General features: G+C 63.8%; 21 protein-coding genes. 8 read left to right on the top strand and 13 right to left on the bottom strand.

Annotated elements, in window-relative coordinates; all coding sequences use genetic code 11:
- Positions 1–161: 161 nt before the first annotated feature.
- From nirB to AOP79_RS07730, 11 genes are all read right to left on the bottom strand, one after another.
- The gene (nirB, locus tag AOP79_RS07680) at positions 162–2735 is read right to left on the bottom strand and encodes a nitrite reductase large subunit NirB (RefSeq protein WP_062072576.1); all 2574 of its coding nucleotides are present in this window, start codon (positions 2733–2735) and stop codon (positions 162–164) included.
- A gap of 2 nt (positions 2736–2737) precedes the next feature.
- Positions 2738–4261, bottom strand: a complete 1524-nt coding sequence (locus AOP79_RS07685; protein WP_062072266.1) for an FAD-dependent oxidoreductase — start codon at positions 4259–4261, stop codon at positions 2738–2740.
- On the bottom strand, positions 4258–6432 hold the full coding sequence (locus tag AOP79_RS07690; protein WP_439644682.1) for a molybdopterin oxidoreductase family protein: 2175 nt from the start codon (positions 6430–6432) through the stop codon (positions 4258–4260). Before AOP79_RS07690 ends, AOP79_RS07685 begins: the two co-directional genes overlap by 4 nt.
- A 35-nt stretch (positions 6433–6467) precedes the next feature.
- Positions 6468–7907, bottom strand: coding sequence for an MFS transporter (locus AOP79_RS07695; protein ID WP_062072268.1), 1440 nt, complete (start codon positions 7905–7907; stop codon positions 6468–6470).
- Between the two features lie 297 nt (positions 7908–8204).
- The gene (gene hemL, locus AOP79_RS07700; protein ID WP_062072271.1) at positions 8205–9503 is read right to left on the bottom strand and encodes a glutamate-1-semialdehyde 2,1-aminomutase; all 1299 of its coding nucleotides are present in this window, start codon (positions 9501–9503) and stop codon (positions 8205–8207) included.
- The gene (hemB, locus tag AOP79_RS07705) at positions 9500–10483 is read right to left on the bottom strand and encodes a porphobilinogen synthase (RefSeq protein WP_062072273.1); all 984 of its coding nucleotides are present in this window, start codon (positions 10481–10483) and stop codon (positions 9500–9502) included. Before hemB ends, hemL begins: the two co-directional genes overlap by 4 nt.
- Positions 10480–11466 (bottom strand): uroporphyrinogen-III synthase, encoded by a 987-nt coding sequence (locus AOP79_RS07710; RefSeq protein WP_062072275.1) that lies wholly within the window; start codon positions 11464–11466, stop codon positions 10480–10482. The genes hemB and AOP79_RS07710 overlap by 4 nt, the downstream gene beginning before the upstream one ends.
- Positions 11467–11469: 3 nt before the next feature.
- Positions 11470–12387 carry a hydroxymethylbilane synthase gene (hemC, locus tag AOP79_RS07715; protein WP_062072278.1) on the bottom strand — a complete coding sequence of 306 codons (918 nt, stop codon included), beginning with the start codon at positions 12385–12387 and terminating at the stop codon, positions 11470–11472.
- A complete protein-coding gene (locus AOP79_RS07720; protein WP_161794243.1) occupies positions 12384–13625 on the bottom strand; it encodes an MFS transporter in 1242 nt (413 codons plus the stop codon). The genes hemC and AOP79_RS07720 overlap by 4 nt, the downstream gene beginning before the upstream one ends.
- Positions 13622–14251: a copper resistance CopC family protein gene (locus AOP79_RS07725; protein ID WP_062072282.1), complete on the bottom strand. Its 630-nt coding sequence runs from the start codon at positions 14249–14251 to the stop codon at positions 13622–13624. The genes AOP79_RS07720 and AOP79_RS07725 overlap by 4 nt, the downstream gene beginning before the upstream one ends.
- Positions 14252–14401: 150 nt before the next feature.
- Positions 14402–14980, bottom strand: a complete 579-nt coding sequence (locus AOP79_RS07730) for a hypothetical protein (RefSeq protein WP_062072284.1) — start codon at positions 14978–14980, stop codon at positions 14402–14404.
- Positions 14981–15308: 328 nt separating this feature from the next.
- Between AOP79_RS07730 and AOP79_RS07735 the strand changes: the two genes are divergently transcribed.
- Complete coding sequence (locus tag AOP79_RS07735) at positions 15309–17225, top strand: M3 family metallopeptidase (RefSeq protein WP_082093463.1); 1917 nt, start codon at positions 15309–15311, stop codon at positions 17223–17225.
- 48 nt (positions 17226–17273) lie between these two features.
- Here the strand turns inward: AOP79_RS07735 and AOP79_RS07740 are convergent, their stop codons facing one another.
- On the bottom strand, positions 17274–17948 hold the full coding sequence (locus AOP79_RS07740; protein WP_236683327.1) for a TetR/AcrR family transcriptional regulator: 675 nt from the start codon (positions 17946–17948) through the stop codon (positions 17274–17276).
- Positions 17949–18016: 68 nt separating this feature from the next.
- Between AOP79_RS07740 and AOP79_RS07745 the strand changes: the two genes are divergently transcribed.
- The 6 genes from AOP79_RS07745 (at position 18017) to AOP79_RS07770 (ending at position 24578) form a co-directional block, all read left to right on the top strand.
- Positions 18017–20263: a glycoside hydrolase family 3 N-terminal domain-containing protein gene (locus AOP79_RS07745; RefSeq protein ID WP_062072288.1), complete on the top strand. Its 2247-nt coding sequence runs from the start codon at positions 18017–18019 to the stop codon at positions 20261–20263.
- A 4-nt stretch (positions 20264–20267) separates the two neighbouring features.
- Positions 20268–21497 carry an MFS transporter gene (locus AOP79_RS07750; RefSeq protein ID WP_062072291.1) on the top strand — a complete coding sequence of 410 codons (1230 nt, stop codon included), beginning with the start codon at positions 20268–20270 and terminating at the stop codon, positions 21495–21497.
- 283 nt (positions 21498–21780) lie between these two features.
- Entirely contained in the window at positions 21781–22965 is a 1185-nt protein-coding gene (locus AOP79_RS07755; protein WP_062072293.1) for a CE1758 family FMN-dependent luciferase-like monooxygenase, read from the top strand.
- A 7-nt stretch (positions 22966–22972) separates the two neighbouring features.
- Complete coding sequence (locus AOP79_RS07760; RefSeq protein ID WP_062072295.1) at positions 22973–23446, top strand: MarR family winged helix-turn-helix transcriptional regulator; 474 nt, start codon at positions 22973–22975, stop codon at positions 23444–23446.
- Entirely contained in the window at positions 23443–24132 is a 690-nt protein-coding gene (locus AOP79_RS07765) for a CE1759 family FMN reductase (RefSeq protein WP_062072298.1), read from the top strand. The genes AOP79_RS07760 and AOP79_RS07765 overlap by 4 nt, the downstream gene beginning before the upstream one ends.
- Positions 24133–24272: 140 nt before the next feature.
- Positions 24273–24578: a GNAT family N-acetyltransferase gene (locus tag AOP79_RS07770; protein WP_062072300.1), complete on the top strand. Its 306-nt coding sequence runs from the start codon at positions 24273–24275 to the stop codon at positions 24576–24578.
- A 26-nt stretch (positions 24579–24604) separates the two neighbouring features.
- Here AOP79_RS07770 and AOP79_RS07775 read toward each other — a convergent pair whose 3' ends face one another.
- The gene (locus AOP79_RS07775) at positions 24605–25228 is read right to left on the bottom strand and encodes an NADPH-dependent F420 reductase (RefSeq protein WP_201774446.1); all 624 of its coding nucleotides are present in this window, start codon (positions 25226–25228) and stop codon (positions 24605–24607) included.
- Positions 25229–25355: 127 nt separating this feature from the next.
- Between AOP79_RS07775 and AOP79_RS07780 the strand changes: the two genes are divergently transcribed.
- Positions 25356–26192 carry an HAD hydrolase family protein gene (locus tag AOP79_RS07780; RefSeq protein WP_062072303.1) on the top strand — a complete coding sequence of 279 codons (837 nt, stop codon included), beginning with the start codon at positions 25356–25358 and terminating at the stop codon, positions 26190–26192.
- Positions 26193–26304: the final 112 nt, after the last annotated feature.

Here is a 26304-nt window from a genome sequence, read left to right on the forward strand (position 1 = left end):
CGCCTCCTCCCCTGGAGTCCGCAGCATCGGCCGTCATGGCGTAGTGCGCCGCGCGGCCGTCGCGCGTTTCCAGGTGCCATAAGTCTAAAAACCGCCTGGCAGTTCAACCCGTGACTTTGTCCCTACAAAGTGACGTCCAGGCCGGGCCGATGCCGTCCCAGTCACGCTCGAACCTCCAGTTGGGCGGGGGCGATCAGCACTGCCCCGTTGGCGCGCTCCGCAGGGGTCGCAGGGCGACGTTGGCCGCGCTGTTCGACGTAAGCCAGGCTGGGATCGCCCTCGGCGGGTGCGTTCACAAAACTGGTGAACTGGGCCAGGCGCTTGGGGTCGTTGAGAACGGCCTTCCACTCGTCCTCGTAGGTGTCGACGTGACGGGCCATGTGCTCGTCGAGGTCAGCGCAAATCCCAAGGGAGTCGTGGAGGACGACCTCGCGGATCGCATCCAACCCGCCCTCGTACTCTTCTTGCCACGGCGCGGTCCGCTGCAAACGGTCCGCGGTGCGGATGTAGAACATCAGGTAGCGGTCGATCACTTGAAACACTGTCGCGTCGTCCACGTCCTCGACCAGCAACTGCGCGTGCTTGGGGGTAAAGCCGCCGTTGCCACCCACATAGACGTTCCAGCCCTTGTCTGTGGCGATGACGCCAACGTCCTTGCCGCGCGCCTCAGCGCATTCGCGGGCACATCCAGACACGCCCAGCTTGATCTTGTGGGGGCTCCGCAGCCCCCGGTAGCGCATCTCCAGCGCGATCGCCATGCCCACGGAGTCTTGGACACCAAAGCGGCACCAGTCGGAGCCGACGCACGACTTTACGGTGCGTAGGGACTTGCCGTAGGCGTGACCTGACTCCATCCCGGCGTCCACGAGTCGGGTCCAGATGCTGGGCAACTGATCCAAACGCGCACCGAACATATCAATACGCTGGCCACCCGTGATCTTCGTGTAGAGATCGAACTCCTTGGCGATCTCGCCGATGAGGATCAAGTGTTCGGGCTTGATTTCGCCGCCAGGGACACGAGGCACAACCGAGTACGTGCCGTCCTTCTGCATGTTCGCCATGACGCGATCGTTGGTGTCCTGCAAGGCGGCACGGTCAGCGGCGAGCACGTGTTCGTTGTAGAGGGACGCGAGGATAGAGCCGATGGTGGGCTTGCACAGGTCGCATCCGCGTCCCGTGCCGAAGCGCTCGATGATCTCCGAGAATGTCCGGAGTTCCGCGACTTTGATGGCGTCAAAGAGTTGGGCGCGGGAGAGATCGAAGTGTTCACAGAGCGCGTTGGACACCTCGATGCCGGATTTCTCCAGTTCGGTGCCCACAAGCTTCTTGACGAGCGGCAAGCACGAGCCGCACGATGTTCCGGCCTTGGTGCAAGCCTTCACGCCGGCAAGGTCCGTGCAGCCTTCCTCGGTCACGGCGCTGCGGATGGTTCCTGCCGACACGTTGTTGCAGGAGCAGATGTTGGCCTCGTCGGGAAGTTCAACGTTCGGGCGTTCGACTGAACCTTCGGGCAGCAGCCATCCAGCTGGGTCGCCGCCGAGTTCCCCGCCCACAAGCGGCCGCAGCGACGCATATTGCGACGCGTCTCCGACGAGGATTCCACCCAACAGCGTGCGTGCGTCATCGGTCACCACAAGCTTCTTGTAGACGCCAGCGACGGGATCCGCGTACGTCAGTTCAAGCGAGCCGGGCGTGGTGGCGAACGCGTCACCGAAGGAGGCGACATCGACTCCCAGCAACTTGAGTTTGGCGGCGGTGTCGGCGCCCGGGAACGTCGAGGTACCGCCCAGAAGGCGGTCCACCGCAATCTCCGCCATGGTGTTTCCCGGAGCGATCAGGCCGATGCAGGCTCCCTGAATGCAGGCCACCTCACCGATCGCTGAGACGTGCGGGTCATCCGTGAGGCACGTGTCATCGACCACGATCCCGCCACGCCCACCGATGGCGAGCCCTGATTCGCGCCCCAGCTCGTCGCGAGGTCGTACACCGGTCGCGAACACGACCACATCCGTCAGTTGTTCACCCTTGTCCGCGAAAACGAGGCGTCCGACGCGTCCAGTCTTGTCAGGCTTGATGGCCTGCGTGGCCGTGTCGCATTTGACTGAAACTCCCAGTTGTTCGATAAGCCGTGCCAAGGCCTGGCCGCCGCCCTCGTCGACCTGGAGATTCATCAGACGGTCAGCAAACTGGATGACCGTGGAGTGAGCGCCGAGTTCCTGCAGAGCACCCGCTGCCTCCAAGCCCAGCAGCCCACCGCCAATCACCGCACCGCGGACGGGACGGCCCAGCTCCTTGCGGCGTTCCTCGACAAAGATCCGCAGTGCTGCGACATCGTCAATGGTCCGGTAGACGAACACGCCGGAGAGATCTGCCCCCTCGGTGGGAGGCGTCCAAGCGTACGAACCCGTCGCCATGACCAGGTGGTCGTAGGGATACACCACATCGTGCGCATCGGTGACCGTCTGTGCTTCCCGGTCGATCGAGACCACGCGAGCGTCGCGCTCAAGTGTCACCAGCGGGTCCTCCCACAGCGACGGGTCCCCCAACGCAAGGTCCTCTGGGTCGCGCCCGGTGAAGTAGGACGTCAGCGCCACGCGGTCGTACGGCGCGCGGGGCTCTTCGGCGAGCACTGTCACGGAGAAAAGGGAGTCCTCATCCCGGGCACGCAACGCTTCAACAAATCGATGCGCCACCATGCCGCCGCCAACAACGACGATGCGAGTGGTATCCGTCATGATCATCCTTCCCCACGTCCCGCGAGCGCGGGAACTTTGTCGCCTGACCCCGCATCAGCGGTGCAGACCTGAATCAGTTCGCCGACCACGGAGCGGCAGTCGCCGCACCCGGTTCCAGCTCGGGTGGCGCGGGCGACGTCATCGACGCTTGCGCAGCCGTCGTGGATGGCAGCGGCGATGGCGCCCTTCGTCACGGTGTTGCAGTTGCACACGGTGTCCGCATCGTCCATGTCCGCCGGAGCTTTCGCGGTCGAGGACGTGCCCATCGACGCGAGCGGGCGAACAATGAGATGGGCCGGGTCCGCTGGCACCGGCAGCATGCGCGTGTACATCGCAGACAGCTCCGTCGCACACGCCTTGTCGCCCACGACGGTGGCCCCGACCAGGAGCCCGTGGGAGACCACCACCTCGACAAATCGGCCAACCGCAGGGTCGGAGATACGTACGGCGCGCAGGTCGCGCTCCCCGTGATCGAACTTCCCCGACAGCCCCATCGTCACAAGTTCCAACCCCGGGGCCTTCACGCGAACCACCTTGGTGAGGTCATCATCGGCCTCACGCCGAGCATCGGCGCGGCGCGAGCCATCACTGCCGCCGGAACCGTCAACAGCGCCAGCCCACGCGGCCACCACGCGGGATGCCTGATCCCAGCCTTGGGCGACCAGACCGGTGCCGCCCTCGGGTGGTTGTGCGCAGTCGCCGACCGCAAACACACGGGGGTCTGCGGGGCTCGCACAGGTCTCATCGACACAGATTCCGCGCTCACACGGCAGGCCAGCCCGGCGAGCGAGCGACGTCTCCGGCAGCGTGCCCGCACACATGACGAGCAAGTCGGTCAGTATCTGCCGGCCATCCGTGAGGCGCACCGCGTTGAGGTTGCCGCGCTTGTCCAACGCTTCAGCAATCGAGGTTTCCGTGATGACCGTGACCCCGAGTCGGTGCAGCGACCCAGACGCGATCTGCGACGCCGCATCGCCCAGTTGGCGTTCCATCAGGCGCGCCGCGTGATGCACCAAAGTGACCGATAGCCCACGTGCCGCAAGTCCCGTCGCCACTTCAAGGCCCAAGACTCCAGCCCCGAGCACCACCGCGCGCCGCGCCTTCGGCAGTCGCTCAACAATCCCCGTGGCATCCGACAGATCCTTCAGCACGCTCACTCCAGGGATGAGTCCCCGGTCAGTCGCGATGCCGTGAATATCTGGAATGCGCGCCCGCGAACCAGTCGCAAAGACGAGCCGGTCATAGCGGTGAAGTTCGCCCGCAGAGTCCGTGACCAGGCGCGCTTCCCGATCAACCTCGACTGCGGCGACACCTTCAAGAACACGCACGCGATCACCACTCGCGGCTGTCATGGCAAGCATCGACGGATCAGTCTTGCCCGCCACCACCGAGGACAGCAGCACCCTGTTGTAGGGCCCCGTCGCCTCACGCCCGAGCACAGTGACGCGAACGTAGGGGTCGGCAGCCACCAGGTCCTCCACGAATCGCGAGCCCACCATGCCGTGGCCGATCACAATGACATTCATGCTGTCGCTACCTCCTGGCCGCGCGAGACCGCAGCCGAGACATCGACGGCAGTCACCTTGAATTCCGGCATCCCACTGATGGGGTCGGTGACGTCGTTGGTCAGACGGTTCGCGCTTCCGACGCCAGACCAGTGGAACGGCATGAACACGGTGTCGGGCCGAATATCCTCAGTGACGCGCACCGCCGCAAGACCTTCGCCACGAGCCGTTGTCAGTGCAGCAATGTCTCCCGCCGCGAGCCCCAGTCGGTCTGCCAACAGCGGGTGCATCTCCACAAACGGCTCGGGCTGCGCCTCTGCGAGTTCCGCCACCCGCCGCGTCTGGGCGCCAGACTGGTAGTGCTGAAGGACGCGACCCGTGACGAGATACAGCGGCGCAGCCTCGCGAACATCGTCCGCGGGATCGTGATGGTTCACGGCGACCATGCGCGCCCGCCCATCGGGAGTGGGGAACCCGTCGAGAAAGACGCGAGGTGTCCCCGCGTGTTTGGAGCTCGGCACCGGCCAGAACAGTTCCTCACCAGCGTCGAGGCGCTCATACGTCACGCCCGAGTAGTCAGCCTTGCCCCCAGCCGATGCTCGCGCGAGTTCCGCAAACACCTCACCGGGGTCATCGGAGAACCCCTCGGTCACACCCAACCGTGAGGCAAGTTCGCCAAGAATCCACAGTTCGCTCCGGGCATCACCAGGTGCGGGCACTGCCGCGCGCCGACGAATAATGCGGCCTTCGAGGTTGGTCATCGTCCCCGACTCCTCCGCCCATTGCGTGACCGGCAGGATCACGTCAGCCTCAAGTGCCGTCTCGGAGGGCACCATGTCGCACACGACCAACAGGTCCAACCGCGCCAGGCTCTCGCGCACTCTGTCCGCGTTCGGCGCCGAGACCACCACATTCGATCCGTGAACCAGCAATGCACGCGGCCCACCGTCGGTACCGAGCGAATGCAGCAGTTCCATCGCGGGAACTCCCGGCCCTGGGAGGTCGTCGGCGTCGATACCCCACACGGCAGCGACATGCTCACGTGCCGCAGGGTCGGTGATCATGCGGTAGCCAGGGAGTTGGTCTGACTTCTGTCCGTGCTCGCGCCCACCTTGGCCGTTGCCCTGACCCGTGACCGGACCGAATCCCGAGCCTTCGCGCCCGATCAAACCCAGCAACAACGCCACGTTGATCGCAGCTGTCACACCATCGGCGCCCTGGCTCATCTGCTCGAGCCCTCGGCCAGTCAAGACATACACACCCCGCCCGCCGCGCGCAGGAGACGCGGCGGCCAACAGCCGGGCAGCGCGACGCAGTTCCTCTGCCGGGACACCGCAGACCGATTCAGCACGCTCGGGCCACCATGCGGCCACACTGCGCCGCACATCGTCCAGGCCAGTCACACGCTCAGCGAGATAGCCCGTGTCCGTGAGGCCCTCGGCGAGCAACACGTGGGCAATCGCGAGCAGCACCACCAGATCTGTGCCAGGAACGGGCGCCATATGAATGCCCTTGCCGTCCTGCGTGAGCTTTGCAGTCGCCGTCACCCGAGGGTCCGTCACGATCAGCCCGCCGCGCTCGCGGACACCCGCAAGGTGCTGAACAAAGGGCGGCATAGTTGCGGCCATGTTCGAGCCCACGATGAGCACCGCGTCGGCCCCATTGAGGTCGGCGAGCGGGAATCCCAGCCCTCGGTCCATCCCCAACGCCCGGTTCGAGGCCGCCGCAGCAGACGACATGCAAAAGCGCCCGTTGTAGTCGATGTAGGGGGTCTTCAGCGCTACTCGGGCAAACTTGCCGAGCGCGTACGCCTTCTCGTTGGTGAGCCCCCCGCCTCCAAAGACCGCCACCGCATCGTTCCCGTGGCTGCCCTGAATGCGCCGCAACTCCGTCGCGACCACGTCGAGGGCCTCGTCCCAGTCGGTTTCACGGAAGCCACCATCGGCCATGCGGATCAGCGGCGACACAATACGGTCACTCGCACGAAGCACCTCGGCGGACGTCCAGCCTTTCTGGCACAGCCCTCCCCTGTTGGTGGGGAAATCACGACCTGACACCTCCACGGGCAGAGCGCCCGTCGGTGTCGACTGCAGCGTTTGCGCGCACTGGAGCGCGCAATACGGGCAGTGAGTCGCGACCGTGCCGCCCGAGATGATGTCCGGCCCGGGCGATACGGTCCTAGGCGACACCACCCCAGACGGCACAGCGCCGTGCGATGCGGGCACGTTCACACCCCTGCCATGCGTGAGCCCTTGCGGACGTAGAAGACCCACGTCAGCAAAGCCATGACAAGGAACACTCCGACGTAGAGCTGGAGAGCAGGCACAATCGATCCGTCGAACATCTCGCGTGACCACTTGTAGACGAACGGGATCGCAAACCCGCCAAAGGCACCGATTGCGGAGATGATGCCGACTGCGCCTGCACTTTGACGCTTGTAGTCCAGGTCTGAGGCCTCGGTGCCGTCTCCCTCGGTGTCGCGCAGGCGGGTGAAGATCGACGGAATCATGCGGTACGTCGACCCATTGCCCAGGCCCGTAATGAGGAACAGCGCAAGGAATGACGCAAAGAACAGGCCCAGGTTCTCTTGCCGTACGCCCTGCACGGCCATGAGACCGGCTCCCGCCATGAGGATGAACGCCGCAATGGTGATGCGCGAACCGCCAAAGCGATCGGCGAGCTTCCCGCCGTAGGGACGCGCAAGAGATCCCAATAGCGCACCGAGGAAACCCCACGTCAGGGCGATGTCGGGACGGTCATAGACCACGGTGAGCAGCGTCGGAAAGGCCGCGGAGTAGCCGATGAATGATCCGAAGGTTCCGACGTAGAGGAACGCCATCATCCAGGTATGTCCGTGACGGAGCGACCGGGCGGTGGGCTTGGGATCTGCCTTGGCCTCGCGCAGGTTGTCCATGAACAGGAAGGCAAGCACCGCTGCCACCACAGCGAGCGGCAGATAGACCAGGCCCGCCATCGCGAGGCCGATGCCACCGATGCCGATGACGACCGGCACGAGCTTCTGGGCGACAGCAACACCGATGTTTCCGCCGGCCGCGTTGAGCCCGAGTGCCCACCCCTTTTCCTTGTCCGGGTAGAAGAAGGTGATGTTGGCCATCGACGAGGCGAAGTTTCCGCCACCAAAGCCCGCAGTGGCCGCGATCGCGAGCAGCACGCCAAAGGACGTATCCGGGCGTCCCACCACCCACGCGAGACCCAACGTGGGGATCACCAGTAGCAGCGCGGAGATAACGGTCCAGTTGCGGCCGCCGAAGATTGGCACGGCGAAGGTATAGGGAATGCGGAGGAACGCTCCGACACCTGAGGTGACGGCGAGGAGTGTGAGGCCCTCCTCTGCAGTGAGCGCCCAGCCGTTGGCGCCCGCCGAGACCAACACGCCAGCGTCATCGTAGGTGCCGTACATCCGGACCACGACGATGGACCACAGCATCCAGATGGAGAACCCGATGTGCTCGGCCACGATTGAAAAGATGAGGTTCCGGAAGGCGATGGCCTTGCCTTTGGCCTCCCAGAAAGCGGAGTCTTCCGGGGTCCAGCGCTCAATCCACCGGCCTGGGCCAACGACGCCGGGCTCCACGAGTCCCGATTCAGGCACTGCAGGCTCAGTTGATGCGGCGGCAACGGATACTTCGTGATCCTGAACGGCCATGACCCCTCCCGAGGGTTCCTTGAGTGACTGGATGTCCGGGCCATCGTTGGCTCAGGTGCGTCCCGCATCGACGCCCTTGCGGACAACTCTCAAGGTAGAGAGGGGGTGTTTCGCCTATCGGCGGTTTGTGTGAACCTCCTGCGAACTCTTTCTCACAGGCGAGCGCTCAGCTCTGTGAGAAGCATGACCTCAACTGCGCGCTAGCGGTGCGTGAGTGCCCATTCCGGCCAGCAATGGGCACTCAGACACCACTGCAGCGCAGCGTCGTGGCGCAGCGCGGGGTGAAACGGCGGAGCGCTACTGGCGCTGCGCCCAAGACGCGACAGCCGCGATCGTGGCGTCAATGTCGGCATCGCTATGGGCATCGGACACGAACCACGTCTCGAAGGCACTCGGCGGCAGGTACACACCATCCGCATTCAACGAGTGGAACAGGCGTGCAAAGGCGTTTGTGTCTTGCGCGGCTGCCTGCTCGAACGTCACGGGAGCCTCGGACAGCCCGAGGAAGAACGATGCCAGGGTGCCCGCACGACCGACCGCGTGGGTGATACCCGCGGAGGTGAGGGCACCGGAGACTCCCTCGGCCAACGCATCGGCCCGGCGAGAAATGCCTGTGTACACGTCATCAGTCAGCAGGCGCATGGTCGCCAGACCAGCGGCGACTGCGACGGGGTTACCGGACAGCGTTCCTGCCTGGTACACCGGACCCACGGGAGCCAGATAGTCCATCAGTTCGGTACGTCCGCCCAGTGCGGCCACCGGCATTCCACCACCGATGACCTTGCCGAAGGTCACCAGATCGGGCTGCCAAGGCTCGACTCCGGCCGCGAGGTCCAGGTCCCGCTCGACGCCCCAGTATCCGGAGGCGCTCGCACGGAAGCCCGTCAGGACTTCGTCGACGATGAAGACGGCGCCCTCGTTGCGGCACAGGGTTGCGATGAGCCGGTTGAATCCGCGCGGAGGCGTCACCGTGCCCATGTTGGCCGGTGCGGCCTCGGTGATCACGGCCGCGATGCTCTCGCCGTGTTCAGCGAATGCGGCGGTCAGAGCGTCCTCGTCGCCGTAGGGCAGCACCAGCGTGTCGACAGCTGCCCCGGCGGTGACACCTGCAGAGTCCGGCACTCCTGCGGTCGCGAGTCCGGATCCGGCGGCTACCAAGAGGGCGTCGGAGTGTCCGTGATAGCACCCCGCGAACTTGATGATCTTGTCGCGTCCAGTGGCGCCACGGGCCAACCGGATCGCGGTCATCGTTGCCTCGGTACCGGTGGACACCAAGCGGACCCGCTCGGCAGGCGCATAGCGGCCGCGGATCTCTTCGGCGAGCTCCACTTCGCGTTCAGTCGTGGCACCAAAAGACAATCCCCGTGCGGCCGCTTCTTGCACAGCCTGCACCACGGTGGGGTGCGCGTGCCCCAGAATCGCTGGCCCCCACGAGCCGACGTAATCGATGTACTCGCGGCCATCAGCGTCAGTGACGCGCGCTCCAGAGGCAGAAGCAATAGGTGTGGGCTCTCCCCCGACGCCATTCCATGCGCGTACCGGTGAGTTCACACCGCCAGGCAAGATCGCAGCTGCACGTTCACTTCGCACACTCATGAGTCCTCCTTCAACCACCGGGCGACTTCAATCGCCGCATACGTCAACACGATGTCTCCCCCGGCGCGCACAATCGAGGTCACGGCCTCCACGTGCGCTGCACGGCGATCAATCCAGCCACGCTCGGCGGCCGCTTCAATCTGTGAATACTCTCCAGAAACGTGGTACGCCGCCACGGGCACGGCCGATGCCGCGGCAACATCCGCGAGCACGTCCAGATACGGCAAGGCCGGCTTCACCATCAGGAAATCGGCACCTTCGGCCTCATCGATGTTTGCCTCGACAGAGCCCTCGCGACGGTTCGCGGGGTCCATTTGATAGGTCTTGCGGTCGCCATCGAGTTGGCTCTCGACTGCTTCACGGAATGGCCCGTACGCCGCAGAAGCGTACTTAGCGCTATACGCCAGGATGCTGGTGTCGATGAAGCCTTCACGGTCCAGCGCCGCACGCACTGCTGCGACCTGGCCATCCATCATTCCGCTCAGCCCCAGAACATCCGCACCGGCGCGAGCTTGGGCCACACCCATGCGCGCGTAGAGCTCCAAGGTCGCATCGTTGTCGACTGAGCCGTCATCCGTCAGCACACCGCAGTGGCCGTGGTCAGTGAATTCGTCCAGGCAGAGATCTGCCATGACCACCAGGCGCCCGGCAGCCGCTTCGACGGCGCACTCGATGGCGATGTTGAGGATCCCCTCGGGCTCACAAGCCTGGGAGCCCGTTGCGTCGCGAGTCTCCGGGATCGCAAACAGCATCACACCGCCGACGCCCGCTTCAACCGCGTCCTCGATCACCTGCGGCAACGTCTCGAGTGCGTGCTGCGAGACCCCGGGGAGTGAGTCGATCGGCCGCGACACTGTGAGGCCCTCTCGCACGAAGACTGGCAACACCAACTGTGCGGGCTGGGGACGTACCTCACGCACCAAACGGCGCATTGCTGGGCCCGTGCGCAAGCGGCGTGGGCGGCGCTGCATGGCGGTCATCGGCTCTCCGGGTCTACGGCGTCCTCGTCTTTGTCAGCGGGGCTCGCTGCACTGGCTGAACTGGCTACGCTGCCGGGGCTGGCGGGACTCACCACACTGCCGGGGCTGGCTGAGCTGGCAACGCTACGGGCGCTCGGCGCATCGGCTGCGGCGTCGTGGTTCGCGACGTTGTCCTCTGCGACGTTGTCGCTCTCGACGGACTCATCGGATTCACCTTCAGGCGCCAGCGCTTCAATCAACCCAGCCACAATGCCGTCATAGGACGGCGCCTGCGCCACGGCTGCAACCGTCAGGCCTGCGCCCCGTGCCGCAGCAGCTGTCATGTCACCGATCGCGATGATGGTGGTGTCAGGGTGCATCTCTGGGCACGTCACCGCGAGACGCTCTGCCACGGAGCCTGAGGTGAGCAACACCCCATCGAATTCTCCGTCGGCGAGCATTTCTCGAACGTCGGGGTCTGGGCCGTCACCGTCGACGGTGCGGTAGGCCTCAACCACGTCTACATGCCAACCCTTACGCTCCAGGCCACGCTCCACCACAGGCGAGGCAAGGTTGCCGAGCGGAGCCAGCACCCGACCTGTGCCTTCGGGGAAGTCCGCAACGATGCCGCGAGCATTCTGCTTGTCAGTGGGGACCAAGTCGATGGCGAGTCCCACTTCTTCGCAGACGGCTCGGGTGGCTTCTCCCACGGTGGCGACCTTGGCGTCCGGTTGGGGGTTGCTCAGCCGCATGCCGCGGGAGCGAGCAATCCTGTCCATGGCCAGCACTGCATTGCGGCTGGTGACCACCATCCAGGAGTAGTCACCTGAGCACCACGCGAGGGTGGCATCTTCCAAGTGCTCGGGCGAAGCGGGTCCGGAGATCGCGATGAACTCCACTTCCTCGACCAAGGCGCCCGCATCGGCAAGGCGTTGCGCGAGGTGACGACGCTGGGCCGTGACGGGAATGAGCAGGCGCTTGCCCTGCACGTGTGACAGGTCCATCAGTTAACTACCTCCCATGAGTCGCCCGGCACCGCGGCCAAGCAGCGTGAACCCGGTGCTCCGTCCGAGCGAAGCCGCTTCGGTGGCGGAACCGGTGGTGGTTTCGTTCAACGACAGTGTGCCGTTTCCGTTCACGACGCGCGCCTTCAAGGTCATCACACCGTTGGCAATCGTGGCGTATGCGGCCACAGGTGCCGCGCATCCGGCGTCAAGCACACCCAGGACGGCGCGTTCTGCATTGACAGCTCGACGGGTGTCGATGTGGTCGAGGCTACGCACTACGTCAGCCCACTCGGGGTCGGCGTCGGGCAGCACCTCGACGGCAAGAGCGCCTTGCCCGGGCGCGGGAAGCATTTGCGAAGGATCGAGAAGTGTCGTGGCCTCGTCACTACGGCCGATGCGGTTAAGGCCCGCAGCAGCGAGCACGACGCCGTCGAGGCCGTCGTGTAGTTTTCCGAGCCTCGTGTCGATGTTCCCGCGCAGTCCCTCGACTGTCAGGTCTGGACGCAGCGCGAGCAGTTGCGCCGCACGGCGCGGGGAGCCTGTGCCAATGCGCGCGCCCGCAGGCAAGTCGTTGAGTGAGTGGCCGAGCGTGCACAGTGCGTCACGCACGTCCTCACGTTCAGGAATCGCAGCAATCTCAAGGTCTGGATGAGGCTCGACGGGGATGTCCTTGAGCGAGTGGACCACGAGGTCACACACGTCGTTCTTGAGTGCGTCGCGCAGTGCATTCACGAACACACCGGTCTGACTCAAACCGACGAGCGAATCCCGCGAGACGTCCCCTTCGGTCCGGATGCGCACCAACTCGACGTCAAGGTCGATACCGCGTTCCTTGGCCGCATCGATGAGTTGACGGGCCACCATTGACGACTGCGTGCGAGCAAGTTGAGACGCACGAGTGCCCAGGCGAAGTTTCATGAGGACAACTCTTTCACAGAGCGGACATGGCGATAGCCCGGGCCAACGAGCGCAATGACAAATGCCACACCCGTGAGGACGAGTGCCGCCCAGGCAGGCGCTCTAAACCCGAGTCCCGCGCCAATGATGATCGCTCCCATACCGGCGCCAAGAGCGGACGCCGCATTGAGTGCGGCGTGGGACAACGCGGAGCCGAGGGAGGGAGATTCGCGCAACGTATCCATGAGGTGCACTTGCGAGGACTGCGAATAGATCTGCGTCGCGACTCCCAGCAAGAAGAGCGCTGGGATGGTCACGCCGGGCTGATCGCCGGCTGCACCGATGGCAATCAGCGCAATGGCAGTCAGGACTAAGCCGATTTTGCCAGCACCGAGGTGCGAACGGTCGGTGAGCTTTCCGCCCACGATAGCTCCGGTGGAGGTGGCGATACCCCACATCATCAGCACCCATGTCACCGTTGATGGAGTCAATCCGTTCTCGACCTCGAGGAGCGGCACGATGTAGGAGAACACCGCACCGAGGCCGGAGAATCCGACGGTGATGGCGACGATGGCTGTCCATACGGGGACCGAACGCATGGACTGCATCTCAATGCGCGCCGTGGTCGCCGCGTTGCCGGGTACTGCCGGCGTGAAGGCCCATACGGCAGCCAGTGCCATGACGGAGAGGACTGCCACCACCGCGTAGGACACGCGCCAGTCCGTGACGTTGGAGAGCCACTGCATGCTCGGCACGCCGACAATCTGCGAAAAAGTCAGGCCAAGCATGATGATCGCTACGCCGAGGCCACGACGCGATTTTCCAAGGACCGTCATCGCCACATACGAGGCAACGCCGAGCAGGGCACCGTGAGGAAGTCCCGCCAGGAATCGGATCGCCATGAGCGATTCGACGGTGGGGGCAACGACTGTCGCGATGCTCATGAGCGCGAACGTTCCGGCCAACACCACAAGCAACGGGCGCCGGCCCACACGCCCAAGGCCCACCATGATGAGCGGCGCACCCACAACGACTCCCATGGAGTACGCGACCATGGTGTAACCCAGGATGTCGACGGTGGTGTCGAGGTCGGCTATCTGGCTCTGGACAACTGCTGGAGCCGAGTTTTGGCTCAGGCCAATAACAAAGCCCACCAAGGCGAAGGCCGCCAGCACCATCCGTGCTCGCGGCGCGTGCGCAGTCCGCGGAAACTTCCACTGGGGGCGGCCAGCGGGAACGGTTGAGGGAAAGTCAGTCACTTTCGGCGCGACTGTGCAATCAATGCGGCACCGGCGGTACCGATCACCGCAATTGCGACAACAATCCAGACCCATGCCTGGATCCCGCCCTCCTCGTCGGATGCAGCAGGGCTTGCACTGGGTGACGGCGACGGGCTTGCCTCTGCGATCAGACCACCTGTGGTGACGGCCGATGCTGTGGGCTCGGGCGATGCGGAGGCGCCTCCCGCTGTAGGTGACGCCTCGGCTTCAGTCATCGCGGCATCGGCCGGGCTATAGGTGAAAGGGATGGTGCCTTCGATGGGGTGGCCGTCTTCAGCGACGATGCGCCACTGCAATGTCACTGCACCCGCTGTGAGGTTGCCGGGAACGGGCGCACTCACACTGTTGGTGGAGGGATACGTGGCCTCAAGCGCGTGGCTGGTGCCTTCTGCGTCGACAAGGGACAACTCGGTGCCAATGTCGAGGATGTCGGACGAAAACTCCAGGACGACCTCGTCAAGCACTTCGACCGTCGAGTCCGCGGCGGGTGTCGACGACCTCAACTCGGTGTGAGCAGAAGCACTGGGAGCAACGAGCGCAGTGGCAAGTGCGGCAAGGACCAATGCGCCCACGGCGCGCAACGAAGCAACACGAGTAATCACCATGCCCCCATTGTCACACTGCCGCGAGCCATCTCGACACTCCTTTGCTGTCTGGGGTTGCCGTCTACACATGTGCACACAACACATGTGCACACAACGCGGCAGGGCGCCCACGGCGTGAACCGTGGGCGCCCTGCCGTCAATGTACGTAGATCAGATGAGCCAGCGCTGCTTCTGAACGATGTCGAGGCGCTTCCACCAGCTGCCTAGACCGATGGCCTGGTAGCGGACCTCCAGCAACACGGCCGCTGCAATGGCAACAATCATGATGATGTGGTCGTCGACGAAGGGGTTGGTGGCGTTGCCACCCTGGTTGGGCCAGGAGTGCGAGATCCACATCATGGCCAGCATGGCGATTGCCGACCACATGCCGATGCGAGTTCCGATACCGAGCATGAGTGCCAGACCGATGCCGAGCAGACCAAGCATGAATGGCCAGTCAGTCCAGGCCTGGGTGCCCAGGTTGGCGAAGAAGTCAGCGAACGGTCCGGACGACGAACCCAGGTAGCCCTCGGTGATGCGGGCGCCATTGGCCCACGCACGTTCACACATCACCTCGATGGTGCCGTCGTCCTGGCGGCACGTCGAGAATCCGAGGCCGAACATCTTGTCGAGGAAGGCCCACAAGAAGTAGAACCCGATAGTGATACGGGTAATGCTGAGCATCACCCAACCGGCTTTAGATCCCACGGGGCCGGTCAGCTCCCGAGTCGTTGTGTCGTCGGCAGTCATTTGCGTCTCCTTTGATGATACTGACCCAAGGCATCCTTTTGGATAAATGCCTTGACACGACTGTACCGTGAAATGAGGCTCAAATGCCCGGTAGAACAGGGGTTTTTACAACGCACGTCACACCTCAATAACGACTTCACCGACCGGGACTGAAGGCCTACAAAAGCGATCAATGAGCACCGATACAGTGGGCACGGATTTGTACGAAAAACCAATTCATGCGCACCACGAGGACACCTCCATCTGCAATCCTCGGGCGAAGGATCTGAGATCCGGCTAACGACACGCAAACCCTCACCTTTGAATCGCGCGTCGTACCATCGGCACTATGGAAAAACTTACGCCCCTCGCACTCCCCGCTCATGACAGCCCCTCGTGGAGGGACTTCTGCGAGAACTACGTGGGCGAACGCTTGGATTCGGCGACTGTCGCGCTCGAGAGCATTCGCTCCGGCACATCTGGCGACGTGATCGAGGCGTGGAACGAGAGCGACATCGCGCTCGACTATGCCGGGGGGTTGATGGCCTCGCTGTCGGAGGTCCATCCTGAGGCGGACGTTCGCGACACCGCCTCGACACTGATGCAGCGCGTTGACGCGTTCAGGTCGGCGCGCAACGGTGACCCAGTGCTCTATCAGGCATTCCAGACCACGGTTGAGACGCCAGAGACCCGGTATCTACGCGAACTTGTGTTGCGGGACTTTCGCTTGGCGGGAGCACATCTCGACGACGAGACTCGGGGGCGCGTGGCCGAGCTCTCCGAGCAAATCACCGCGACCTCGACGGAGTTCTCGGACAACATTCGGGAGGATGTGGCATCCATCTCGGTGCCAGCACGCGCGCTCGCGTCCATGCCTGAGGACTACAGGGATGCTCACCCAGCGGATGCAGACGGCAACGTCACCATCACGACCGACTACCCCGACATGGTCCCGGTCTTGGATCTATGCTCGGACCGCGAGGTGCGCGAGGCTCTCATGAGGGCCGACTACGAACGTGCTCCCGCCAATGACGACGTCTTGAAGCGACTGCTCGCGTTGCGCCAGGAGAAGGCCCAACTCTTGGGGTTCGACACGTGGGCCGACTTCGCGACGGCCCCCATGATGATGTCGGATGGCCCAGGAATCGAGGCGTTTCTCGATGAGGTCACGGCCGCTGCACGTCCCGCAGGACGCGCGGACGCTGCCATGCTCCTGGGCCGAATGCGAAAAGACCACCCGGACGCCGATGAGCTCCTTGTCTCAGACTCCAGGTACTACCTCGAGGTACTCAAGGCCGAGCGCTTTGGCGTCGACGCACGCGAGATCCGCCAGTACCTCGATTACAGCCGTGTGCGCGATGGGATCTTGTCGTTGGCAGGTCACCTCTTCGGGCTCACGTTTGACGCGGTGTCCGATGCTCCGCGATGGCACGAGGACGTCGAGGTGTACGACGTCACTTCTGGCGACCAACGCATCGGCCGTATTCACCTCGATATGCACCCCAGGGCGGGCAAGTACGGCCACATGGCCTGCTTTGATGTCGCGGGAGGCATCGCAGGTCGTCACCTCGCGGAAAGCGCCCTTGTCTGCAACTTTTCCCGCGGCAAACTGACGTTCGATGATCTCGAAACGTTCTTGCACGAGTTCGGGCACTTGATGCACTCGATCTTGTCCGGAGACGCTCACTATGCACGCCTCGCAGGCCTGAGCATCTTTGGCGAGTGGGACTTCGTTGAGGCACCGTCACAACTCCTTGAGGAGTGGGCATACTCGCACGATGTCTTGAAGCGGTTCGCGGTCAACGACGCGGGCGAGGAGATTCCACGCGAGCTCGTCGCGGCCATTCGTGCTGGACGAGACCTCGGTGCCGGATTACTGACATGCCGCCAGCTCACTTACGCGAACCAGTCCTACCGGCTCCACCGCGACGTGCCCGACGACCTCGCTGAAGCATCGGCTGCAATTGAGCGAGAGTTCGATGTGCGTACACCGCTGACAGGGACTCACCAGTACCGGTCATTCGGCCACTTGACGACATATTCTGCCTGCTACTACACGTATCAATGGTCGCTTGCGATTGCGAAGGATCTCTTCACGGGCTTTGACCCCGATGACCTGCTGAATTCGAGTGCCACGATGCGCTACCGCGACGCTGTCTTGGTTCCAGGGGGTTCGAAGCCCGCAGCAGCCCTCATTGAAGACTTTCTCGGGCGGCCGTTCTCTCCGGATGCGTACGCGGCATGGCTGGCCTCGTTGTCTGAATAGCCAGTTGACGCTCGCAGGCCTTGGCGCCTGCGAGCGTCATCTGTGCGTCTAGTCCTCGACAACGAGGGGAACAGTCATCTGCGACTCGAAGTGCAGGCGCAGGACCTCGCTCATGGGGGTCGAGCGCACGCCAAGGAGCCACTGCACCTGTAGTCCATCCATGATGGCAACGGCTTGCTGTGCGGCAGCGGCGGCATCGATTTCAGGGCGCACGTCGCCGGCCTCTTGGCCCTTGCGGTAGGCGCTTTCAAGCTTTTTCACCAGCGCGTCGTAGCGATCGCGGAAGAAGTCATGGGCGGGGTGGCGCGACGAGGTCGCTTCCGCGGAGACGACGGCGAAAAGTTCCACGACACCTGGGCGGCCTTCGTTGACGCGTGCGCTCCGTACGAGGTTCGCCAGAGAGACGATGCCGCCCTCGGGAACCACAGGATTCACACTGGCGTCTTGCTCATCACGACGCTCGAGCACCGCCATCAGCAGCGCCTCTTTGGTCGGGAAGTGATAGAGCAGGCCGGGATGCGACATGCCCGCGCGCCCAGCGATATCGCGCAGGGAGCTACCGCGGTAGCCGTTCTCGGCGAAGGTCGTCATTGCGACGTCGAGGATGTGCCCCTTGGTGGCACGGCCGCGCGCGTAGGTGCGCTCGGCGCTTGCGTCGTCCGTTTCGCTGGGTGCGGGATTCTCGGGAGCGGCGTTCTGACCGGGGGAAAGTTTCTGGTTCACGCGACGAACCTACCACACGGTAAGAATCATGCTAGCGTCAATCCACCACATTCATCGAAAGGATTCGTGTGAGCACCGCAGCCTACCTCGACTCCCACCGGCCCACCGCCGAACGCGTGACCGACCTCATCGCCCGAATGACACTGCCTGAAAAGGTCGGTCAAATGATGCAGTTGACCGCAACGGACGGGGTCCGCCCGATTATCGAGGACTTCCACGCCGGGTCAATTCTGCATACGTCCCCAGAGCGCATGATCGAAGCCGCAGAACTAGTCAAGAACACCCGGCTAGGGATTCCGCTGCTCGTCGGAGAGGACTGCATCCACGGCCACTCGTTCTGGGAAGGCGCAGAGATCTATCCGACCCAGCTCGCCCTCGCAGCATCCTTCGACCCCGACCTGCTGCGTCGGGTGGCACGCGCCACCGCAGTTGAGGTAGCTGCGACCGGAATCCACTGGACCTTCTCCCCCGTCTTGTGTATCGCTCGAGACCTGCGCTGGGGGCGCGTATCCGAGACCTTCGGCGAAGACCCCTACCTCCTGGGAGAACTTGGTGCCGCCATGGTGGAGGGCTACCAAGGCAATGGGCTGAACGATCCTGACGCTATCCTCGCGACCTCAAAGCACTTCGCCGGATACTCCGAAACTCAGGGCGGCCGCGATGCTTCAGAAGCGGACATCTCCCCGCGCAAGCTGCGCTCCTGGTACTTGCCAGCGTTTGAACGTGTCGCCAAGGCGGGTTCCGCGACGTTCATGCTCGGATACCAAGCGACCGACGGCGTCCCCATCACCATCAACGACTGGTTGCTCAACGATGTTCTCCGTGGTGAGTGGGGCTACCGGGGCACGCTCATCACCGATTGGGACAACGTCGGAAACCTGGTGCGCGAGCAACGACTGTTCCCTGACTATGCCCAAGCGTCAGCTGCGGCAGTCAACGCCGGCAACGACATGATCATGACAACTCCAGCCTTCTTTGAGGGCGCACAGGAAGCGGTGCGCCAGGGGCTGCTGAGCGAGGCGCGCATTGATGAGGCAGTCGCGCGAATTCTCACACTCAAGTTCGACCTGGGCCTGTTCGAGGATCCGCGACTCCCCAATCCAGAGCGGCAACGGGAGGTCATTGCACAGCCCAGCCACCGGGATCTCGGCCTTGAAGCATCGCGCCGCTCGCTCGTACTTCTCCAAAACGACGGCGTCCTTCCGCTCGATCGCGAGCGCCCCACCACCATCGCTGTCGTGGGTCCGAATGCGGACGATGCGCAAACGCAGTTGGGTGACTGGGCAGGCTCCTCCGGTCAGGCGGACTGGCTTCCGCACGGCCAGCCACGCGACATGATCACCACAGTGCTCGATGGCGTCCGAGCAGTGGCACCTGCCGGCTCGGACGTTCGCTACGCCCGTGGCGCTGACATCATCACGACTGGCCCCGACCCACGCGGTGCTTTCTTTGCCGATGGCCAGCCACGCCCCCACGTTGCGGTCCCAGTTGATCCCGATGCGGACCAGATTGCCGAGGCAGTCCAGGCCGCACAGAGCGCCGATGCTGTGGTGGCGGTCGTGGGTGACCGCATTGAACTCATTGGCGAAGGACGCTCCACGGCCACGCTGGAGCTGTTGGGTGGCCAGAACGCACTCATTGAGGCACTCGTTGACTCTGGCACTCCAGTCATCGTGGTGGTACTGGCCTCGAAGCCTCACGTTCTGCCTGCCTGCGTTGAACGCGCAGCGGCGGTGATCTGGGCGGGCAACCCTGGCATGCCGGGCGGCCAGGCTGTTGCTGAACTGATGTATGGCGTGATCGAACCCTCGGGTCGCTTGCCGATCTCGTGGCCTCGCCACGTGGGTCAGCAACCCACGTTCTACAACCAGATCAACGCTCAGCACGGTGATCGGTACGCGGATCTCACTCAGGAGCCGCAGTGGGTCTTTGGCGATGGCCTGACGTACTCGACGGTCGAGTACAGCGACCTATCCATTGAGAGCCGCACGGTGCCCGCGAATGGCGTGGTGCGCGCCACCATCACGGTGTCGAACACTGGGGCCCGTCCGGTGCGCGAGACGGTACAGGCCTATGTTCGCGACAACGTCACGTCGGCAACGTGGGCTGACCGTGAGTTGAAGGCGTTCACCCATGTAGACCTTGAGCCGGGCGCCACGGCCTCCGTGTCGCTTGAGGTTCCGGCATCGGCATGTTCCATCGTCAATGCGCACGGCGTCCGCATTGTCGAGCCCGGCGAATTCACCCTCCTCGTAGGCCCCTCGTCGCGTCTTGCCGCACTACTCGACGCGCCGTTCACCATTGTCGGAGACTAACCCTGTGACTCAGTCCCCTCAGCGCGCGGTGTCGCGCGACCTGCGCCGGGCTCGCCTTGGCGTGTCCTTGATCTTTTTCACCAACGGCATCGTGCTGGGAGGTTTTGCCCCCCGCGTCCCCGAAATTCGCGACGGACTCGACCTGACGTACAGCGGCCTGGGTGTCGCGATGGCGATGTGGCCTGTGGGTGCACTGCTTCTTGGGCTCACCGCCGCTCCACTGATTCGCCGTCTGCGCTCCTCGCGTGTGGCGACCGTCGGAATGGTCGTGAGCGTGCTCGCCATGCTCGTCGCGGGCAGTGCCGACGGCGTATTGCTGTTTGGTGCCGCGCTCTTCTTGGTAGGCGCAACGGATGCCATTGTTGACGTTGCCCAAAACGCACATGGTCTGAGAGTCCAGCGCCGCTACGGGCGATCGATCTTCAACTCCTTTCACGCACTGTGGAGCGCGGGCGCCGTGACGGGAGGCCTCATCGGCGCGGCATGTGCAGGCACCGGCGTCAGTGTTCCACTGCAGTTCGGCATCCAAGCGGTCGTGGTGGTGGGCGTCAACGTAGCGGCGTACCCCATGTTGCTGCCCGGTCCCGAACCACGAAGCTCCGCCGAGGAGGGAGCCACCGAGGCCGCTGTTCCCCAGCACACTCCGCTACGCGCCATCCCGCTGCGCATCTGGGGAATCCTGTTAGCGCTCACCGTCATCGCGATCGGCGGTGGATGGGTGGAGGACGCCGCATCCACATGGTCAGCCAGTTACATGCGCGATGAAGTCGGAGCAGCGGCCGGTGTCGCAGCGTTGGCGTTTGTCGCCATGCAGGGCAGCCAGTTCGTTGGGCGCCTTCTTGGTGACCGCATGGTTGATCGCTGGGGTCAGCGCACTATCGCGCGGTGGGGCGGAGCGATGGTCGCCGTAGGAATGGGCTCGGCGCTCGCGTTCCCCACAGAGTGGGGCACTATCGTCGGCTTTGGTGTCGCAGGCTTTGGAGTGGCCACGCTCATTCCAGGGGCGATGCATGCCGCCGATGAACTTCCCGGCCTGCGTTCTGGCACGGGCCTCACAATTTTGTCGTGGCTGCTGCGGCTGGCTTTCCTGTTCTCGCCGCCCCTCGTCGGAGCAATCGCCGATGCGACAAGCCTCCGTGTGGGTCTGGCACTCGTGCCGATGTTCGGCGTCCTCATCATCCTGCTCGCAGGCACGATGGCCCCTCGCAAGGATTCCGACACCGTCGCTTCCTGATCTCTTGGCCGATGGCGCGCACACCACCCGCCACCACCAACCCGGCCCTCCCTCCCCCCTGCTCCCGCTCAGTACGAACCAAAGGTGAGGTCAACACGCCCAGGGTGAGCCCAGCATCGGCCGTCTGCACGGCGTGTCCCGTTCTGCTCCGGTTCGTACTGTCACGGGGAGGGAATGAATCGCGTGCGCGGACGTTATTACATGCATACGCATACAATAAGACGAGTGCAGGGTGCTCAGCCCCGCAACACGTCCCGCTCAATGACAGCCCCAGGAGGCCGCCATGCAGTTTGGCATCATGTCCGTCTCGGACATCACTCGCGATCCCGTCAACGACTACACCCCGTCAGAAGCGGAACGCATTAACAACCTCACGCGCATCGCCCTCAAAGCAGAAGAGGTCGGACTCGACGTGTTTGCCATCGGCGAGCACCACAACCCACCCTTCTTCTCATCCTCCCCCACCACTTTCCTCGCCCACGTCGCTGCGCAGACCCAGCACCTCACTGTCACGACGTCCACCACTCTCATCACCACCAACGACCCGGTGCGTATTGCTGAGGAGTACGCCATGCTCCAGCACCTCTCCAAGGGACGCATGGACCTCATGCTGGGCCGCGGCAACACAGCCCCGGTCTACCCATGGTTCGGGCAGGACATTCGCCAAGGGCTCCCGCTAGCGCTGGAGAACTACAACCTCCTCCACCGCCTGTGGCGCGAGGATGTCGTCGACTGGGAGGGTAACTTCCGCGGACCGCTCCAGGGCTTCACGTCCACGCCGCGTCCGCTCGATGACGTTCCGCCTTTTGTATGGCACGGCTCGATTCGCACTCCAGAGATCGCGGAGCAGGCCGCGTTCTATGGCAACGGCTTCTTTGCCAACCACATTTTCTGGCCCAAGGAACACACCCAGCGCATGGTGCAGTTCTACCGCCAGCGCTTCGAACACTACGGTCACGGCACAGCCCAGGAAGCCATCGTCGGACTCGGAGGCCAAACCTTCATCGGCAAGACCACGCAAGAGGCTCGGCGCAATTTCCAGCCGTACTTCAACGAGGCACCTGTGTACGGGCATGGACCATCGCTTGAGGACTTCTCCACTCAGACACCGCTCGCCGTAGGTTCGCCGCAAGAGGTCATCGACAAGGTCCTTGGCTACCGCGACTACGTAGGCGACTACCAACGCCAGCTGTTCCTCGTCGATCATGCGGGTCTGCCAATCGAAATGGTGTTGGACCAGCTCGAGCTGCTGGGAGGCGAGGTTGTTCCCACACTGCGCAAGGAGATGGCCGAGCGCCGCGACCCCGCAGCACCCGACGCCCCCACTCACGCGAGCCTCGTGAAGGCCAAGTACGGCGACGCGGAGCCCCGCCAGCCACGACCCAACGCCAACCGTGGAGACAACGTCACTGGCGACTCTCCCTACCAGGACTCTGACGGCAAGCACACCGTCTACCCGGAACTGTGAGAGCCCGATGACTGCCACCCGATCCAGCACCACACGCGCCATTGCCGCGTGGGAGGCCACGATGACCTCGCACGCCATATGGATGCGCATTTTTGGCGAACAAGACGTATGGGAGGGCTTGTCGCCACGGGAATATGACGTCCTCTACACACTGGCCAAGAACGCGCGTTCAGCAACGACCACAGGGCCGATGCGCCTGAATGACCTCAGCCGATCGGTGTTGCTCAGCCAACCGGCTCTGTCGCGCATGGTCGAACGTCTCGTCACGCGCGGTCTGGTGAGCCGTTGTGCAGACCCAGCCGATGCCCGCGCCTCCCATCTATCGCTCACACCGCAGGGGGAAGCGCTCCAACGCTCCGTCGGAAAGTCTCACGGCACCGCCGTGGCACAAGCGATGTCGGGCGCATTGAGTGACGACGAGATCGCCACGCTAGAAGCCCTACATCTCAAACTCATTACTCATGCTCAGGAGGAAAAATGACGCACGACACCCTCCGACTGGTCGTTGTCTCGGCCGGCGCCTCCAACCCCTCGTCGACTCGCATGCTGGCAGATCGCACCGTGCAACGGGTCACCACCAAGGCTGAGGCCCACGGCCATCGAGTCTCAGTGGACGTCATCGATGTTCGTGAACTCCTGCCGGAACTTCCGCAGGCTCTCTCCAGCCAGTTCATGGGCCCGGGATTCACCCGCGCCATCAAGGCACTTGCGCAGGCGGACGGGATCATTGCAGCAACTCCCGTCTACAAAGCCTCAGCCTCAGCGGCGTTCACAGGGTTCTTCCAAGTGCTCGACAACGACCTCATCATCGGCAAGCCCATGGTTCTGGCGGCGACGGCTGGGACTTCACGCCACGCGCTCGTCGTCGATCAGGAAGTCCGTTCGCTGTTCGCATACATGCGCGCATTGCCGGTACCGACGGGCGTGTTCGCTGCGCCAGAGGACATGAACGACGCCGCACTCGCGGCGCGCATCGATCGCGCTGCGCAAGAGCTCGTCACCCTCATGGAGGCGGGCTTTGCTAGCGCTGTGAGGGGTGACACCTGGGATTCGTACAGCCATGAGTTTGGGTCCGCGGGAGCCGTGGAATCAGCAGTGGATTTCAGTTCCGAGATGATGCGCCTCGCGGCCGGGGGTTCACTCCCTCGGGCTCACTCCACTGAGTGATAGATGCTGACCTAGCGAACACTCGGTGAGTGCGCAGACTCAGATGTATGAAGACTAGGTCACAAGTGTGTTGCAGTGGGTGCAACTTCACGGCGGTGCCCGTTAGCCTCAAAGACACACCATCTGGTGGAAGGGGATGCATGACTCAGGAGCACACGACGGTGGTGGCACGGAACGATGCCGCATCGCGTTACGAATACCTGTCCGATGGCGAACTCGCCGGCTTCATCGAGTTTCGCCAGGATGGTGCCGTCACGGTGCTGACACACACTGAGGTGGAACCCGGGCTGCACGGCACGGGCGCAGCGCGCGAACTCGCTGAGGGCGCCCTGGAGAATCTTGCGAAACTCGATGCCACGGTGCGCCCGGAATGCAGCTATCTTTCGCGCTTCATTCGACGAGAAGGCACGCACGGGGTGACCGTGGAGTGGCCTGAGGGCCACTAGCTCCACGGAGAAACCTGGAGGACGGCTCAGTTCCGGGCACGGCCGACGACGCGCCCGCGCTGAGAGTCCCAGAATCTCGCGAGGATTGCGATCAATTCTGCGGAGTCCGCATCCGCGCCAAACGCTTCCGTCAGCGGTTCGAACTTCACCCCGGCACTCAGATCTCCTGCCACGACGGGGTCGAAGCCGATCCGGTCCACCAGGGCACTCACCGTCTCGATATCGGCGTCGTTGTCCCCCGCCACGGCAACCGCGATCCGCTCCTCATCGCCCGGGGAGCGCGCCAGCTCTTCGAGCGCGTACCCGCTCAGGTGGTTCAGAGCCTTCACCACACGTGCCCCGGTCAGTTCACGTGCCACGACTTCCGATGAGCTCGTCGTGGGGTCTTCGAACTGCGCGAGGTGCCCATCGAGTTCCCACCAGTAGTTCATTGCGTCGATCACCAGGGCGCCCTCAAGGCGGGGAAGATTCCGGTACTGGCCGAGCGGGACGGCGAGCACGACGGCATCGGCCGTGAGCACCGGGGCGACGTCGCCTTTCGATCCCACCATCGCGACGTCCAGGCCCGCTGCTGTCGCCAAGTCACGGATAGCCCGGCCGATGCGTCCGGCACCAAGGATTCCCAACGTCTGTATCGAAGAAGTAGCCACGCTCGTACCCTAAGCGACGTTGCACCCTCAGCGACGTTGCACCCTCAGTGACGTTGCACCCCAAGTGACGTTGCACCCGAGGCAGCGCCGTCCTTCAAGCGACATCGCCAAAGATAGAGTGGTGCGGGTGACTTCCCCCAGCCTTGCACCGCACGCCGTGTTCCTCGATGTCGATGGTACCTACGCCGCACACGGAGTAGTGCCGGCGGCTCATGTCGATGCCGTCCGGAGAGCGCGAGCCAACGGCCACGCGGTCCTGCTCTGCACGGGCCGACCTGTGTGTGCAGTCTCGCCGCACCTCCATGAGGCCGGGTTCGACGGCCTCGTGACCTCGGCGGGCGCTCATGTCGAGGTACGGGGCACCGTCCTCGCGGATGTCCGTTTTCCTGCGGATGTCGCGCGGCGGACTGTGGAGGCGCTCGATGCGCAGGGCGCCCTGTACGCGCTCGAGGCTCCTGAGAGCATGTACGGCGCTCCCGAGGTCGACGCCAACATGCGCGCTAAGGCTCCCGACGCCGACGCTGCTCCCGAGCGGCGCAAGGCATTCGATGTGCTTCACTCAGCCCTCGTGGTGACTGACGAGCGTGCGAGCCGCTCGTTCTCCAAGGTTTTTGTGATCGACGGCGGCGGACCGGTCCAAAATGTGCTCGACAAGGTTGGCCCGGAGGTGTCCGTCGTCGCGGGATCAAACGAAGCTCTTGGTGAGCGCACGGGCGAGATCTACCTGTCTCACATCACCAAGGCCGTGGGTATGGAGATCGCACGACAAGCTCTCGACGTTCCGCACTCCCGTGTGGTCGCCGCCGGCGATGGCCCCAACGATCTGGAACTCCTGCGTGAGGCGGGCAAGTCCATCGTCATTTCAACCGCCATCCCGGCACTGACCGAGCTAGCAGACATCATTGCGGCACCACCCGAGGAACACGGACTCGTCGCTGCCTTCGAAACCTTGGGACTCATCTGACCCACGTCTTGGGTCTCAGGCCTTCCCGCATTGCTTCACTAGTGCAACAATAGGGACTTGTTCCCCGCCGATGCGCGCCGTCCGTGTAGCCACAGCCGCACCCTCGCATTGG

Origin of the sequence: Demequina sediminicola (assembly GCF_000975055.1) — a bacterium.
GTDB lineage: Bacteria > Actinomycetota > Actinomycetes > Actinomycetales > Demequinaceae > Demequina > Demequina sediminicola.

Excerpts from the sequence above, each read along its gene's own strand:
- nirB (WP_062072576.1), bottom strand. The coding sequence starts at position 2,735 with ATGACGGATACCACTCGCATCGTCGTTGTTGGCGGCGGCATGGTGGCG.
- AOP79_RS07685 (WP_062072266.1), bottom strand. The coding sequence starts at position 4,261 with ATGAATGTCATTGTGATCGGCCACGGCATGGTGGGCTCGCGATTCGTG.
- AOP79_RS07695 (WP_062072268.1), bottom strand. The coding sequence starts at position 7,907 with ATGGCCGTTCAGGATCACGAAGTATCCGTTGCCGCCGCATCAACTGAG.
- hemL (WP_062072271.1), bottom strand. The coding sequence starts at position 9,503 with ATGAGTGTGCGAAGTGAACGTGCAGCTGCGATCTTGCCTGGCGGTGTG.
- hemB (WP_062072273.1), bottom strand. The coding sequence starts at position 10,483 with ATGACCGCCATGCAGCGCCGCCCACGCCGCTTGCGCACGGGCCCAGCA.
- AOP79_RS07710 (WP_062072275.1), bottom strand. The coding sequence starts at position 11,466 with ATGGACCTGTCACACGTGCAGGGCAAGCGCCTGCTCATTCCCGTCACG.
- hemC (WP_062072278.1), bottom strand. The coding sequence starts at position 12,387 with ATGAAACTTCGCCTGGGCACTCGTGCGTCTCAACTTGCTCGCACGCAG.
- AOP79_RS07725 (WP_062072282.1), bottom strand. The coding sequence starts at position 14,251 with ATGGTGATTACTCGTGTTGCTTCGTTGCGCGCCGTGGGCGCATTGGTC.
- AOP79_RS07730 (WP_062072284.1), bottom strand. The coding sequence starts at position 14,980 with ATGACTGCCGACGACACAACGACTCGGGAGCTGACCGGCCCCGTGGGA.
- AOP79_RS07735 (WP_082093463.1), top strand. The coding sequence starts at position 15,309 with ATGGAAAAACTTACGCCCCTCGCACTCCCCGCTCATGACAGCCCCTCG.
- AOP79_RS07755 (WP_062072293.1), top strand. The coding sequence starts at position 21,781 with ATGCAGTTTGGCATCATGTCCGTCTCGGACATCACTCGCGATCCCGTC.
- AOP79_RS07760 (WP_062072295.1), top strand. The coding sequence starts at position 22,973 with ATGACTGCCACCCGATCCAGCACCACACGCGCCATTGCCGCGTGGGAG.
- AOP79_RS07765 (WP_062072298.1), top strand. The coding sequence starts at position 23,443 with ATGACGCACGACACCCTCCGACTGGTCGTTGTCTCGGCCGGCGCCTCC.
- AOP79_RS07770 (WP_062072300.1), top strand. The coding sequence starts at position 24,273 with ATGACTCAGGAGCACACGACGGTGGTGGCACGGAACGATGCCGCATCG.